The sequence below is a fragment of the Pusillimonas sp. MFBS29 genome (assembly GCF_020687695.1).
Classification (GTDB): Bacteria; Pseudomonadota; Gammaproteobacteria; order Burkholderiales; family Burkholderiaceae_B; genus Pusillimonas_C.
Genome location: NZ_JAJEWL010000001.1, coordinates 439,812 through 452,558 on the forward strand (window position 1 = coordinate 439,812; position 12,747 = coordinate 452,558).

General features: G+C 58.1%; 13 protein-coding genes. 6 read left to right on the forward strand and 7 right to left on the reverse strand.

The features are described from left to right. Positions 1–30 precede the first annotated feature (30 nt). From LKR43_RS02095 to fdxA, 6 genes are all read right to left on the reverse strand, one after another. Complete coding sequence (locus tag LKR43_RS02095) at positions 31–744, reverse strand: ABC transporter ATP-binding protein (RefSeq protein WP_227682299.1); 714 nt, start codon at positions 742–744, stop codon at positions 31–33. Next, on the reverse strand, positions 741–1,511 hold the full coding sequence (locus LKR43_RS02100; protein ID WP_227682181.1) for an ABC transporter ATP-binding protein: 771 nt from the start codon (positions 1,509–1,511) through the stop codon (positions 741–743). Before LKR43_RS02100 ends, LKR43_RS02095 begins: the two co-directional genes overlap by 4 nt. 92 nt (positions 1,512–1,603) lie before the next feature. Continuing rightward, positions 1,604–2,236, reverse strand: coding sequence for an endonuclease III (gene nth / locus LKR43_RS02105; protein WP_227682182.1), 633 nt, complete (start codon positions 2,234–2,236; stop codon positions 1,604–1,606). Then, the gene (rsxB, locus tag LKR43_RS02110) at positions 2,233–2,862 is read right to left on the reverse strand and encodes an electron transport complex subunit RsxB (RefSeq protein WP_227682183.1); all 630 of its coding nucleotides are present in this window, start codon (positions 2,860–2,862) and stop codon (positions 2,233–2,235) included. The genes nth and rsxB overlap by 4 nt, the downstream gene beginning before the upstream one ends. A 51-nt stretch (positions 2,863–2,913) precedes the next feature. Then, entirely contained in the window at positions 2,914–4,140 is a 1,227-nt protein-coding gene (locus LKR43_RS02115) for a polyhydroxyalkanoate depolymerase (RefSeq protein WP_227682184.1), read from the reverse strand. Between the two features lie 323 nt (positions 4,141–4,463). Further along, positions 4,464–4,787, reverse strand: coding sequence for a ferredoxin FdxA (fdxA, locus tag LKR43_RS02120; protein WP_227682185.1), 324 nt, complete (start codon positions 4,785–4,787; stop codon positions 4,464–4,466). 217 nt (positions 4,788–5,004) lie between these two features. Between fdxA and pncB the strand changes: the two genes are divergently transcribed. After that, the gene (gene pncB / locus LKR43_RS02125; RefSeq protein WP_227682186.1) at positions 5,005–6,180 is read left to right on the forward strand and encodes a nicotinate phosphoribosyltransferase; all 1,176 of its coding nucleotides are present in this window, start codon (positions 5,005–5,007) and stop codon (positions 6,178–6,180) included. Between the two features lie 51 nt (positions 6,181–6,231). Beyond that, positions 6,232–6,585, forward strand: a complete 354-nt coding sequence (locus tag LKR43_RS02130; protein WP_227682187.1) for a RidA family protein — start codon at positions 6,232–6,234, stop codon at positions 6,583–6,585. 9 nt (positions 6,586–6,594) lie between these two features. Here LKR43_RS02130 and LKR43_RS02135 read toward each other — a convergent pair whose 3' ends face one another. After that, complete coding sequence (locus LKR43_RS02135) at positions 6,595–7,110, reverse strand: flavodoxin family protein (protein ID WP_227682188.1); 516 nt, start codon at positions 7,108–7,110, stop codon at positions 6,595–6,597. An 85-nt stretch (positions 7,111–7,195) separates the two neighbouring features. On the opposite strand from LKR43_RS02135, the gene LKR43_RS02140 reads away from it, so the two are divergent. The 4 genes from LKR43_RS02140 to accD all read left to right on the forward strand — a co-directional run bounded on the left by LKR43_RS02140 (position 7,196) and on the right by accD (position 12,607). Further along, positions 7,196–9,463, forward strand: coding sequence for a bifunctional (p)ppGpp synthetase/guanosine-3',5'-bis(diphosphate) 3'-pyrophosphohydrolase (locus LKR43_RS02140; RefSeq protein WP_227682189.1), 2,268 nt, complete (start codon positions 7,196–7,198; stop codon positions 9,461–9,463). A gap of 110 nt (positions 9,464–9,573) precedes the next feature. Further along, the gene (gene trpB, locus LKR43_RS02145) at positions 9,574–10,773 is read left to right on the forward strand and encodes a tryptophan synthase subunit beta (RefSeq protein WP_227682190.1); all 1,200 of its coding nucleotides are present in this window, start codon (positions 9,574–9,576) and stop codon (positions 10,771–10,773) included. Between the two features lie 14 nt (positions 10,774–10,787). Next, a complete protein-coding gene (gene trpA / locus LKR43_RS02150; RefSeq protein ID WP_227682191.1) occupies positions 10,788–11,636 on the forward strand; it encodes a tryptophan synthase subunit alpha in 849 nt (282 codons plus the stop codon). A 92-nt stretch (positions 11,637–11,728) separates the two neighbouring features. After that, a complete protein-coding gene (gene accD / locus LKR43_RS02155; RefSeq protein WP_227682192.1) occupies positions 11,729–12,607 on the forward strand; it encodes an acetyl-CoA carboxylase, carboxyltransferase subunit beta in 879 nt (292 codons plus the stop codon). Positions 12,608–12,747: the final 140 nt, after the last annotated feature.

Here is a 12,747-nt window from a genome sequence, read left to right on the forward strand (position 1 = left end):
TCTGGAGGTAATGGTTGGGCAAGGCCTGGTTTATACGCCCAGTAGCGTGTTAAGGGTGTCTTGTTTGGAGGCCAGTTCGGAGGAAGCGATCTCTTCGACGATCTGACCGTGTTCCACGACGTAGAAGCGGTCGGCCAGCGGAGCGGCGAAGTGAAAGTTCTGTTCGACCATGACAATGGTGTAGCCCTTGGCTTTGAGAGTGGAAATCATGCGTGCCAGTGCCTGAACGATGACGGGCGCAAGCCCTTCGGAGATTTCGTCGAGCAGCAGCAGATTTGCCCCCGTGCGCAGGATGCGTGCCACGGCCAGCATTTGTTGTTCGCCCCCTGACAGACGGGTTCCTGGAGAGTGCTTGCGCTCTTCGAGGTTGGGGAACATGTCGTAGATTTCGGATAAGGACATGCCGCCGCCCAGGGTGTCGCCTACGACGGGGGGCAGCAGCAGGTTTTCTTCGCAGGAAAGGCCTGCAAAGATACCGCGCTCTTCGGGGCAGTAACCTATGCCCAGGTGTGCAATGCGATAGGTGGGCAGGTCGATGGACTCGGTGCCCTGTATGCGTATCGAACCTTTGCGTGAGCCGGTAAGCCCCAGGATGGCGCGCAGCGTGCTGGTGCGTCCGGCGCCGTTGCGTCCGAGCAGGGTAACGACTTCACCCTTGTTGACATTGAAGGTGATGCCATGAAGTACGTGTGATTCACCGTACCAGGCGTGCAGGTCGGTGACTTCGAGTGCGCTTGCCATCAGTGAGCCCCTTCAAGTTCGCCGGTTGTGGTGCCCATATAGGCTTGCATGACGTCGGCGTTGCGTGAGACCTCTTGATAATTGCCTTCGGCCAGCACCGAGCCGCGGGCAAGTACTGTGATTTTGTCTGCGATTTGCGAGACGACATTCATATTGTGTTCGACCATGAGGATAGTGCGGCCTGTGCTGACTTTCTTGATTAGTTGTGTGACGCGGCTGACGTCTTCGTGACCCATGCCCTGGGTGGGCTCGTCGAGGAGCATGAGTTCGGGCTCCATGGCGAGGGTAGTGGCAATTTCCAGCGCGCGCTTGCGGCCATAAGGCAGGTTGACGGTGATTTCGTCGGCGAAATCGGTCAGGTCTACCTGCTCGAGCAGTTCGCGTGCGCGGCCTTCAAGATGGGAAAGGCTGCGGTCGCTGCGCCAGAAATGGTAGGACGTGCCTGTGGCGCGCTGCAGACCGATGCGGACATTCTCGAGCACGGAAAGCTGGGGGAAGACGGCGGAAATCTGGAACGAACGGATAATGCCAAGCCGCGCGATTTGTGCGGGCTTTTCGTTGGTGATTTCCGTGCCTGAGAAAAATATCTTGCCCGATGTGGGGGTAAGAAATTTGGTGAGCAGGTTGAAGCAGGTGGTTTTGCCTGCGCCGTTCGGGCCGATCAGGGCGTGAATGCTGCCACGTTGAACCTGCAGGTTGACATCGCTTACTGCGACGAAGCCACGGAATTCTTTTGTGAGGTTTTTTGTTTCAAGGATGTTTTCGCTCATGCCAACCATCTGCCGCTATTTAAGGTTGGAACGAGTATGCGAGTATCGGAGTTAAAACTCCATGCGGGTTTTACATAGGTCTCTGGAAAACCCTAGGTCACCTTGTCTTTGTACTCGCACAAATCCGATATTCCGCATTGCGGGCATTTGGGCTTGCGAGCTATGCATACGTAGCGTCCGTGAAGTATCAGCCAGTGGTGGGCATCCAGCAGATAGGGCTTGGGTATGACTTTAATTAACTTGTGTTCTACTTCGAGCACATTCTTGCCCGGAGCAATGCGGGTGCGGTTGGCGACCCGGAAAATATGGGTGTCCACGGCCATGGTCGGATGGCCGAAAGCGGTGTTCAGGACGACGTTGGCGGTCTTGCGTCCTACACCTGGCAAAGCCTCGAGTGCCTCGCGGTCTTCGGGGACTTCGCCCTGGTGCAGGTCCAGCAACATCTGGCAGGTCAGGATTGCATTACGAGCCTTGGTCTTGTACAGGCCTATGGTTTTGATGTGGTCGGCGAGCCCGGCCTCACCCAATTCGAGCAGGCCTTGCGGCGTGCCGTAGCGGGGAAAGAATTTGCGTGTGGCCAGGTTGACCGATTTGTCGGTGGCTTGTGCCGACAAAAGCACGGCTATCAATAGCTGGAAGGTACTGTCGTACTCAAGTTCGGTGGTGGGTTCCGGGTTTGCGGCCTGCAGACGCCGGAAGATTTCGGTGCGTTTGGCGGTATTCATGTTTTTTGGCGACGCGCACGCGCGCGCTCCAGTGCCTGGGCTATGACGGCCTGGCGAGTTGTGCTGTCAGTGTTGGCCAGAGCGGCCACCGGTGCCTTGTTGGCCAGGGTTCTTGCGGCCAGGCCTGATAATTCGGAATGCTGTGCTTGCAGCCTGCGCTGGCGCTGTTCGTAGCGCATGCGTGCCGTATCGGCGTCCTGGCTTGTCCATTCGCGGCCGGCATCGACCATGACGATGCAGTCGACCGGACAGGGTGCCACGCACAGGTCACAGCCTGTGCAGTCGGCGGCCAGCACGGTATGCATCAATTTGTTGGCACCTACGATGGCATCAACCGGACAGGCTTGTATGCAAAGCGTGCAGCCTATGCAGTGGGCTTCGTCAATGACGGCGACCTGTAGAGGGCGATGCTCGCCGCAACTGCTGTCAAGCCCGGATTCGGGACGGCCCAACAGTTTTGCCAGTGCTTGTATGCCTGGCTGCCCGCCGGGTGGACAGCGGTTGATGGGCGCATCTTCAAGAGCCATGGCGCGTGCGTAGGGGCGGCAGCCATCGTAGCCGCATTTCGTGCACTGGGTTTGAGGAAGCACCGCGTCGATGCGGTCGATAAGCAAGGAAGAAGGCATAAAAAAACAGGGGCCGTCAGGGCCCCTGCATTGGAGTGGTGAGCCAGAGCCTTACGGAGTCTCGCGTATGAATTGCGCTATTTTAGGACATATTGTTTCGCGCCAGCGTCGGCCCGAGAAAATCCCATAGTGTCCGCAGTCTGGCGCGGTGTAGTGCTGCCGTATGGCTTGCGGAATACCGCTGCACAGTTCATGTGCTGCCTGGGTTTGCCCTTGTCCGGAGATATCGTCGAGCTCGCCTTCGATGGTAAGCAGCGCGACATTGCTGATGGCGGCTGGATTGACCGTCTGGCCATCGATCTGCCATGTGCCGCGCGGCAGTTGATATTCCTGGAACACGGTTTTGATGGTGTCGAGATAGAACTCGGCGGGCATGTCGAGCACAGCGTTGTACTCGTTGTAAAAGCGGCGGTGCGCTTCGGCGTCTTCGTTGTCGCCCTTGACCAGATGCGCGTAGAAGTCGTAGTGCGACTTGACGTGGCGATCGGGATTCATGGCAAGAAAGCCGGCGTGCTGCAGGAAGCCGGGGTACACGAGCCGGCCGGCGCCCGGATAGCGGTGGGGCACACGGTGGATGACGTTGTTCTGGAACCAGGAGTATGGCTTGGTGGTGGCCAGGCGGTTGACCTGCGTAGGTGATTTACGGCAGTCGATGGGCCCGCCCATCATGATCATGCTGCGCGGCAGACAGGGGTCATTGTTGGCGGCCATGAGCGATATCGCTGCCAGCGTGGGTACGGTGGGCTGACAGACCGACATTACGTGTACGTCGGGACCCAGCAGGCGGATGAAATCCTGAACGTAGCGCACATAGTCGTTCAGCGTAAAGGGGCCCGCCGAAGCCGGTACCATGCGGGCGTCGATCCAGTCGGTGACATAAACGTTGTGCGACGGCAGCAGGGCGCGCACGGTGTCGCGCAGCAGGGTGGCGTGGTGACCGGAAAGTGGTGCGACCAGCAGGATTTTCGGGTCGCTTTGTGCGGCTTTGCCGGCATCGCGCTGGAAATGAACCAGGTTGCAGAAGCTTTTCTGCATGACTGTATGTTCGCTTACTGCGACCATCTTGCCCTTTATCCGGGTTTGTTCAAGGCCCCACTGCGGTTTTTCGTAATCTTTGCCCAGCCGGTGCACCAGCTCGTACATGGCTGAAATCTGCCGGGACATGGGCGTGTAGGCCAGGGGACTGTACGGATTGGAAAATATCTGTGATCCGGTGTCGGTGAAGTTGGCCAGAGGGGTCAGGAAAGACCTTTGAAGCTCGTGCAGGTCATACAACATAGGAAAGCCTTGTATGTGAGGATGCTTATTCTTTTGAAATCAGATCAAGCTTGTTCGGGGTCGAAAAACAGTTTGGAAGTTTACTTTTACTTATTAGCTAATCACAAATCGATCTGAAACGCCAGAAAATATCTGTCAATCCAGCCCGAGAGACCTGAGGGTTATCACCGACGGCTGCACGCGTGCCGCTTGGGGGAAACAGCAGGAAAAGCCCGTTGCGCGGGCGCGCACGGGCTGACGTTTTCAAACAACACGGAAGGGGTACAGGCGGCGGCAAGCAGGGCGGCCGGTAGAGTTGTCAGGCCCCGCATGGGGCCGGTCGACTAGCGCTCGAGGTGCTGAAGCTTGTCGGGCACGCCGTTCCAGTCGTCTGCCTCGGGCAGAGGTGTTTTGGACCGGTTGATCATGCCAAATTCGGGCGTGAGTTCTGCATTCAGCGCTATGAACGAGATCTGATCCTGCGGCACATCTTCTTCGGCAAAGATGGCATTGGCGGGACATTCGGGCACACAGACTGCGCAATCGATACATTCGTCGGGATCGATGACCAGAAAGTTGGCGCCTTCACGAAAGCAATCTACAGGACAGACATCGACACAGTCGGTGAATTTGCATTTAATACAGTTTTCGGTGACCACGTGTGTCATTTTGGGACTCCAACATCAGATGCAGGGGATTTTACCCAATAAATGCAGGTAAGCCCGGATTGACCTGATGCCAAGGCAGGTTTTTGACAGTGATCCTTGTTCATAAGGCAAGTGAGCTGGCAAAATCCATTATGGCCCGCAGGCTCAAGGCGGGAACTGTCTGCTGAAATAACGCCGTACGGTGTGCTATGGTAGGCAAAACTTCACCTGTTACGCGATGATAATCACCTCTTTACTCGACACCGATCTGTACAAGTTCAGCATGATGCAAGTGGTGCTGCATCATTTTCCGGCCGCCCAGGTTGAGTACCGGTACAAGTGCCGCACGCCGAATATCAATCTGGCGGCCTATCTGGACGAGATCAGGAATGAAATTCACGAGCTGTGCCAGCTGCGCTTCACCGAGCCGGAGCTGCAATATTTGCGCAGCCTGCGTTTCATCAAAAGTGATTTTGTCGACTTCCTGGGCTTGTTCCACCTGCCCGAAAAATGCATCAGTGTGACTGAATCTGCGGTGCCCGGTGAGCTGGACATCACGGTCAAGGGGCCGTGGCTGCACACCATACTGTTCGAGATCCCGGTGCTGGCGATTGTCAACGAAGTGTATTTCCGTAATGTTTGCAAGGAACCGGGCTGGGAAGAAGGTCGCGAGCGTTTGCAGAGAAAAATGCAGCTGGTCACCGACGATCCGGCCCTGGCCGACTTTCGCGTGGCTGAATACGGCACCCGCCGCCGTTTCTCCAAGCAGTGGCACGAAGAGGTCGTGGTCACAATGAAGGCCCAGATGGGCGTGCATTTTGCAGGCACCAGCAACGTGCGACTGGCCATGAAGCACGGGGTCACGCCACTGGGAACCATGGGCCATGAATATCTGCAGGCCTGCCAGGCACTGGGTCCGCGCCTGCGTGATTCACAGGTTTATGCGCTGGAGGTCTGGGCCAAGGAATACCGTGGCGACCTGGGCATTGCCTTGTCTGATGTGTACGGCATGGATGCGTTCCTGCGTGACTTCGATATGTATTTCTGCAAGCTCTTCGATGGCGCCCGCCATGACTCCGGCGATCCCTTTGTCTGGGGGGAGCGTTTGCTGGCGCATTATGCCGCCAACCGTACCGATCCCCGCACCAAGATTCTGGTGTTCTCCGACGGGCTGACTATTCCCAAGGCGATCGAGCTGGCGCAACGTTTTGCGGGCCGTTGCAAGGTGTCTTTCGGCATAGGCACGAACCTGACCAACGATCTGGGACACGAGCCGCTGCAGATCGTCATGAAGATGGTCAGATGCAACGGTCAACCTGTGGCCAAGGTGTCGGATGCCCCGGAAAAAACCATGTGTGATGATCCCGCCTATCTGGCCTACCTGCGTCAGGTATTTCAGCTGCCACCCGCCTGACGTGCCTGGTGCTAATATCGACTTCTTTTATTTTCTCCAGCGGAGCATGCAATGAGCGACATCAAACGGTTCAATGTCGAGAAACGACTGTCAGACATGGCCATATACAACGGCGTGGCCTATCTGGCCGGTCAAGTGCCCGACGACAGTTCCTTGAACATCGAGGGCCAGACGGCCCAGGTGCTGGCAACTATTGATAAATTGCTTGAAACCGCCGGTACTGACAAGTCGCGCATTTTGATGGCGCAGATTTTTGTTGCCAACATGGCTGAATTCCCCGGCATGAACAAGGCCTGGGACGCCTGGGTTGCTGATGGCAACGCACCGCCGCGCGCCACCGTAGAAGCGCGCCTGGCCAATCCGGATTTCAAGGTTGAAATCGTAGTGACCGCAGCCTTGCGCTAGCACCTCGCGTTACAGCAACAGGGCGGCCATAGTGCCGCCTATTGTCTTGCAGGCTTCGCGGTCAGGTTCGCCCAGGGTTTTGGGGGCCAGGATTTCTTCGGCTGTCTGGGCGCGCATCATGGCAATATGCGTGGGGGCGATGAGTTTAAGGCGCCAACCTGTGCAAATGCGTTCGGTCTGTCTTGCGGCATTGCTGCCATCTGATCCCGCACTGATCATCAGTGCATAAGGCCGTCCGTTCAGGCGGTCCAGCACCTCGTAGTAACAACGATCAAAAAACTCTTTCATCGCACCGCTCAGGGCTGCCAGGTTCTCGGGCGCGCAAAACAGCATGCCGTCGGCCTGCAGCAAGTCGGAAGGCCCGGTCTCGTGGGCTTTTTTTACAATGATGTTCAGCTGATCGCCGGCTTGCAGTTCGGCAACCACCTCGCGTGCGCCGTCGGCCGCAGCCATGGCCATTTGCCTGGCCGCTCCGGTGCGCGAGTGCCAGACGACACACAAGGTTTTTTTTCCTGTTGGATCCATAGTGCTTGATACATGGCTGGCGTCAGACACGTTAGTATAGAGCCGCAACGACCCGCGTATTATTTCTTGCAACGAACACTTGATCATGGCTAGAACAGACTCACCACCGTCCGGCGCATTACCGTTTGATGCGGCCTGGTTCACGCACGCCAGTACCGGCCTGGACGACGAGGGTGTGGATACGCTGGCACGGGCGGTGCAGTGGGTACGTGAACCGCTGGCCGGACTGACGGCGAGCACGGGCGAAGCCCTGGACGGGCATTGTGCTGAAGTCGTCAGGATTCTGGCCGATCTGGGTACCGACGCGGAAACGCGTGCCAGTGCGCTGATTACGGTCCTGCCCCTGGACAAGACCGAGAGCGCGGCGGGTACGCGCCAGGATCCCTTGCGCAAGGCCTTTGGCCCCAAGATCGTGTCGCTGGTGCAGGGCACGCGTGCCTTGCTGCGACTGGGTCAGCTGACCGGGCAGGCAGCCGACGCGACGTCATCGGGCACCGACCAAAAGGAAATGCAACGCAAGATGTTGCTGGCCATGGCGGCCGACCTGCGCATTGTGCTGATGCGTCTGGCTTCCCGCCTGCAATCCTTGCGCTGGTATGCGGCCAGCAAAGAGCCGTGTCCGGCCGGTTTCGCCCGGGAAACCATGGAGTTGTACACGCCGCTGGCCAATCGTCTGGGGATCTGGCAGGTCAAATGGGAGATGGAAGATCTGGCTTTCAGGTTTCTTGAACCTGCCACCTATAAATCCATTGCCCGTCAGCTGGAAGAAAAGCGGGTGGAGCGCGAAGCCTTCATCGCGGCAGTGGTGAGCCGGCTTGAGCAGGAGTTGGCCGAGGCCCATATTCCTGCACAGGTAAGCGGACGGCCCAAGCACATTTACAGCATATGGAACAAGATGCGCAACAAGGGGCTGGCCTTCAGTCAGCTGTTTGATCTTCGTGCCCTCAGAATTATTGTCCAGGACGAACGTGCCTGTTATGCGGTATTGGCGCTGGCGCACTCCCTTTGGACGCCGGTCTCTGATGAGTTCGATGATTACATCTCGCGCCCCAAGCCCAACGGCTATCGATCCTTGCATACGGTGGTGACCGATACCCAGGGACGCACCTTCGAAATCCAGATACGTACCCAGGAGATGCACGAGTTCGCCGAGTACGGTATGGCTGCTCACTGGCGTTACAAGGAAGCGGGGCCGCGCGGTGGTCAGGTCGCTGCCGCAGGCGGCTATGATCAGAAAATCGCCTGGATGCGTCAGCTGCTGGCCTGGGAAAAAGACGGTGGCCAGAGCACTGAAAAGCCTGAAACCGGGTCACCGGCTGCATCAGGTTCCGATGCTTCCGATCGCATCTATGTCATGACACCGCAGGCGCGCGTTATCGAGCTGCCCGCCGGCGCGACGCCTGTTGACTTTGCCTATTATCTGCACACAGACCTGGGGCATCGTTGCAGGGGAGCACGGGTCGATGGCCAGCTTGTGCCCTTGCTGACCAAGCTGCGTACCGGCCAGACGGTGGACATAATTGCTGCCAAATCGGGAGGGCCTTCACGCGACTGGCTCAATCCGCAGCTGGGGTTTCTTGCCAGCCCGCGCTCGCGCGCAAAAGTCAGGGCCTGGTTCAATGCCATTGAACTGCAGCAGCGCATTGCGCAGGGCCAGTCCATGGTGGAAAAGGAGTTGCAGCGCCTGGGCAAGACGGCTATCAATATGGAGCAGCTGGCTCAGCAGCTCGATTTTGCCAAGGCTGACGACCTGTATGTGGCTGTGGCCAAGGAAGAGTTCAGTCTGCGGCAGATTGACTATCTGCTCGGTGCCGCCAAGGCGCGCAGTGCCGAGCCCCTTAGCGATGAGGATGTCGCCGCCGTTGCGTTAAGCCGCAACTATGCCAGTGGCCAGGGCAGTGTTGAAAAGACCGGCAAGAGCGGTGTGCTGGTCGTTGGCGTCGATGCGCTCATGACGCAGCTGGCGCGTTGCTGCCGTCCGGCGCCCCCCGATCGTATCGCCGGGTTTGTCACGCGAGGACGCGGGGTATCCATTCATCGTCACGACTGCACCGCTTATGCGGCCCTGGCCGCGCGGCACCCCGAGCGGCTCATTGACGTAGACTGGGGCGATACCGGCGATGCCTTGTACCCGGTCGATATCAGCATACACGCGCAAGACCGGGCTCATCTGCTGCGCGATCTGTCCGATGTGTTTGCCAAGCTGCGCCTTAACGTCATCAGCATCAATACCCATAGCCGGCGATCGCTGGCGCACATGGTGTTTACGGTGGAAGTGAAGAGCGGCGACCAGGTCAGTCGCGCCCTGACGGCACTGAATGAATTGCCGGGAGTCAGTGCAAGCCGGCACTAACGCGGCCGCCTGTGGCCGCATTGTGCTTCACACTGTTAAAATGAAGAGGTTCTGTCTATTGGCCGCCCTGGCGGCCCTGCAATGTTCTTGCGTAACCAGAGAGTAATGCTTTGAAATCCTATACACAGCCTGATCAAAACGGGCATTTTGGCCAGTATGGCGGCTCGTTTGTCGCCGAGACGCTGGTGCATGCACTGAATGAACTGCGCGCAGCTTACGATAAGTATCGCAACGACCCTGACTTCCTGAATGAGTTCGCCTACGAGCTCAAGCATTTTGTCGGTCGCCCCAGCCCCGTCTATCATGCGCGACGCTGGTCGGAAAAGCTGGGTGGCGCGCAAATCTGGTTCAAGCGCGAAGATCTCAACCATACCGGCGCCCACAAGATCAACAACTGTATTGGTCAGATGCTACTGGCGCGCCGCATGGGCAAGCCGCGCATTATTGCCGAAACCGGAGCTGGCCAGCACGGCGTGGCTACTGCCACCGTGGCGGCGCGTTATGGTCTGGAATGCGTGGTGTACATGGGTAGCGAAGACGTACGTCGTCAGGCGTCCAATGTCTATCGCATGAAGCTGCTTGGCGCTACGGTGGTGCCGGTAGACTCGGGTTCGCGCACGCTTAAAGATGCGCTGAACGAGGCCATGCGCGACTGGGTCACCAACGTCGAGAACACCTTCTATATCATCGGCACAGTGGCCGGACCGCATCCCTATCCTTCAATGGTGCGTGACTTCCAAAGTGTCATCGGCAACGAGTGCCTCGAGCAGATGCCCGCCGAAACCGGCCGTCAGCCTGATTACGTGCTCGCTTCTGTGGGGGGCGGCTCCAATGCCATGGGTATTTTCCATCCCTACATCAATCACCAGGACGTGAAGCTGGTGGGCATCGAGGCTGCCGGCGAGGGGCTCGAGACCGGCCGTCATGCCGCCTCGTTGAACATGGGTAGCCCAGGGGTGCTGCACGGTAACCGCACCTATGTCATGCAAGACGACAACGGCCAGGTTCTGGAAACCCATTCAATCTCGGCAGGGTTGGACTATCCCGGCGTTGGCCCCGAGCATGCGTGGCTTAAGGACGAGGGCCGTGCCGAATACGTGTGCATCAACGACCAGGAAGCGCTGGCGGCATTCCACGACTGCTGCCGTACCGAAGGAATTATGCCCGCACTGGAATCGTCGCACGCAGTGGCTTATGCGCTTAAACTGGCGCCCACCCTGCCCAAAGACAAGATCATTCTTGTGAATTTGTCCGGGCGAGGCGATAAAGACATGCATACGGTTGCTGATGCCAGCGGCATCAGTCTGTGAAGGATAGCTCGATAATGACTGCTTCGAACGAACGGCTCAAAGCCGCGTTTGCCAGGAATCCGGGGCGCACTGCGCTGATTCCCTATATAACTGCCGGCGATCCCTCGATTGCCGCCATGCCCGAGTTGATGCATGCACTGGTCGGGGCGGGTGCTGATGTTATTGAACTGGGCGTGCCTTTTTCCGATCCCATGGCCGACGGCACGGTGATCCAGCAGGCCGCGGAACGTGCGATCAAGCGCGGTACAGGTTTGCGCCAGGTATTCGATATGGTGGCCCGGTTCAGGCAAAAAGACGACACCACGCCCGTTGTACTTATGGGTTACGCCAATCCCATCGAGCGCATGGGGCAAGCCACTTTTGTGCAACTGGCCGCACAGGCCGGTGTCGACGGTGTGCTGGTGGTCGATTATCCACCTGAAGAAATCACCGATTTTGCCGTTCAGCTGAATGAAGCCGGCATAGACCCCATCTTCCTGCTTGCACCTACTTCTACCGAAGAGCGCATGAAGAAAGTCGGACAAGTGGCACGCGGCTATGTTTATTATGTTTCCCTGAAAGGGGTTACGGGCGCGGGTACGCTCGATACTGATGACGTGGCCGCACGCCTTGAAACCATCCGGCGTCATGTTTCATTGCCGGTAGGAGTCGGATTTGGCATACGTGACGCCGACAGCGCCAGGCGTCTGGCGGCAAGTGCCGATGCCGTTGTCATCGGTAGCAAGCTGATCCAGGTCATGGAGGAAGCCGTTGCCGCTGCTAAAAAGGCGGGGCAGGATGACCAGGCCGTTGATGGCGCCGCCATTGCTGCAGCCGCCGACTGGCTTGGTGGCATACGTCAGGCATTGCCAAGCGGGCAGTAAGGCCTGCGTGCGCAATCCAGGCCCGTTATATGACGGGCCTATAAGAATAGAACAAAGCCTGCTGGAAACCAGGTGTTCATTGGGAATAAAACATGAGTTGGATAGAAAAAATTCTGCCGCCACGGATCAATCGCAGCAACGACGGGGGTCGGCGCGTTCCCGAGGGGGTCTGGGTCAAGTGCCCGTCCTGTGAGTCTGTTCTTTACAAGGAAGACCTCAAGGCAACGCTAAATGTCTGCCCGAAATGCAGCCATCACATGCGTATTGGCGCCCGCGAACGCATCGATGCATTGCTCGACGCCGAAGGCCGGGTAGAAATCGGGCAGAACACGCGACCCATGGATCCGCTCAAGTTCAAGGACAGCCGCAAGTACCCGGAACGCGTAAGCGAAGCGACCAAGCAAACCGGCGAAAGCGAAGCCATGGTCGTGATGAGCGGCTCCATCCTGTCGGTATCGGTGGTTCTGGCGTGTTTCGAGTTCAATTTCATGGGCGGTTCCATGGGCTCTGTGGTCGGAGAGCGTTTTGCTCGCGGGGCGCAGGAAGCCCTGAAGAACCGTACTCCCTTCATTTGCGTTGCCGCGTCTGGTGGTGCGCGCATGCAGGAAAGCCTGTTCTCACTGATGCAAATGGCCAAGACCAACGCCATGCTTACGCAGCTCTCGGCCGCCGGCCTGCCTTTCATCAGCGTCCTGACCGATCCCACGATGGGCGGCGTGTCGGCAAGCTTTGCCTTTATGGGTGATGTCGTTATTGCTGAACCGCGCGCACTGATCGGTTTTGCCGGTCCGCGAGTGATCGAGCAGACCGTGCGCGAGAAGCTGCCCGAGGGCTTTCAGCGCTCGGAATTCCTGCTCGAGAAGGGAGCCATCGATATGGTGGTCGACCGCCGCGAGATGCGCAGCGAGCTGGCACACTTGCTGGCTTTGCTGATGCGCCAGCCTGATGATGTGGTGGCAAAGGCGTCCTGACCGCATATAGGGCCAGTTTGCCGGCCCTCAGTCGCAACAAAAAACCTTGTTGAGCCATCGGGCCAACAAGGTTTTTTAATGTTTGCCGTGCGCGTCTGAGCGTAGCAGCTGGCTGGGGGCCTGACGTTGCGGCCAGGCCC

Coding starts and splice junctions, on each gene's coding strand:
- LKR43_RS02100 (WP_227682181.1), bottom strand. CDS start 1,511: ATGAGCGAAAACATCCTTGAAACAAAAAACCTCACAAAAGAATTCCGT.
- nth (WP_227682182.1), bottom strand. CDS start 2,236: ATGAATACCGCCAAACGCACCGAAATCTTCCGGCGTCTGCAGGCCGCA.
- rsxB (WP_227682183.1), bottom strand. CDS start 2,862: ATGCCTTCTTCCTTGCTTATCGACCGCATCGACGCGGTGCTTCCTCAA.
- LKR43_RS02115 (WP_227682184.1), bottom strand. CDS start 4,140: ATGTTGTATGACCTGCACGAGCTTCAAAGGTCTTTCCTGACCCCTCTG.
- fdxA (WP_227682185.1), bottom strand. CDS start 4,787: ATGACACACGTGGTCACCGAAAACTGTATTAAATGCAAATTCACCGAC.
- pncB (WP_227682186.1), top strand. CDS start 5,005: ATGATAATCACCTCTTTACTCGACACCGATCTGTACAAGTTCAGCATG.
- LKR43_RS02130 (WP_227682187.1), top strand. CDS start 6,232: ATGAGCGACATCAAACGGTTCAATGTCGAGAAACGACTGTCAGACATG.
- LKR43_RS02135 (WP_227682188.1), bottom strand. CDS start 7,110: ATGGATCCAACAGGAAAAAAAACCTTGTGTGTCGTCTGGCACTCGCGC.
- LKR43_RS02140 (WP_227682189.1), top strand. CDS start 7,196: ATGGCTAGAACAGACTCACCACCGTCCGGCGCATTACCGTTTGATGCG.
- trpA (WP_227682191.1), top strand. CDS start 10,788: ATGACTGCTTCGAACGAACGGCTCAAAGCCGCGTTTGCCAGGAATCCG.
- accD (WP_227682192.1), top strand. CDS start 11,729: ATGAGTTGGATAGAAAAAATTCTGCCGCCACGGATCAATCGCAGCAAC.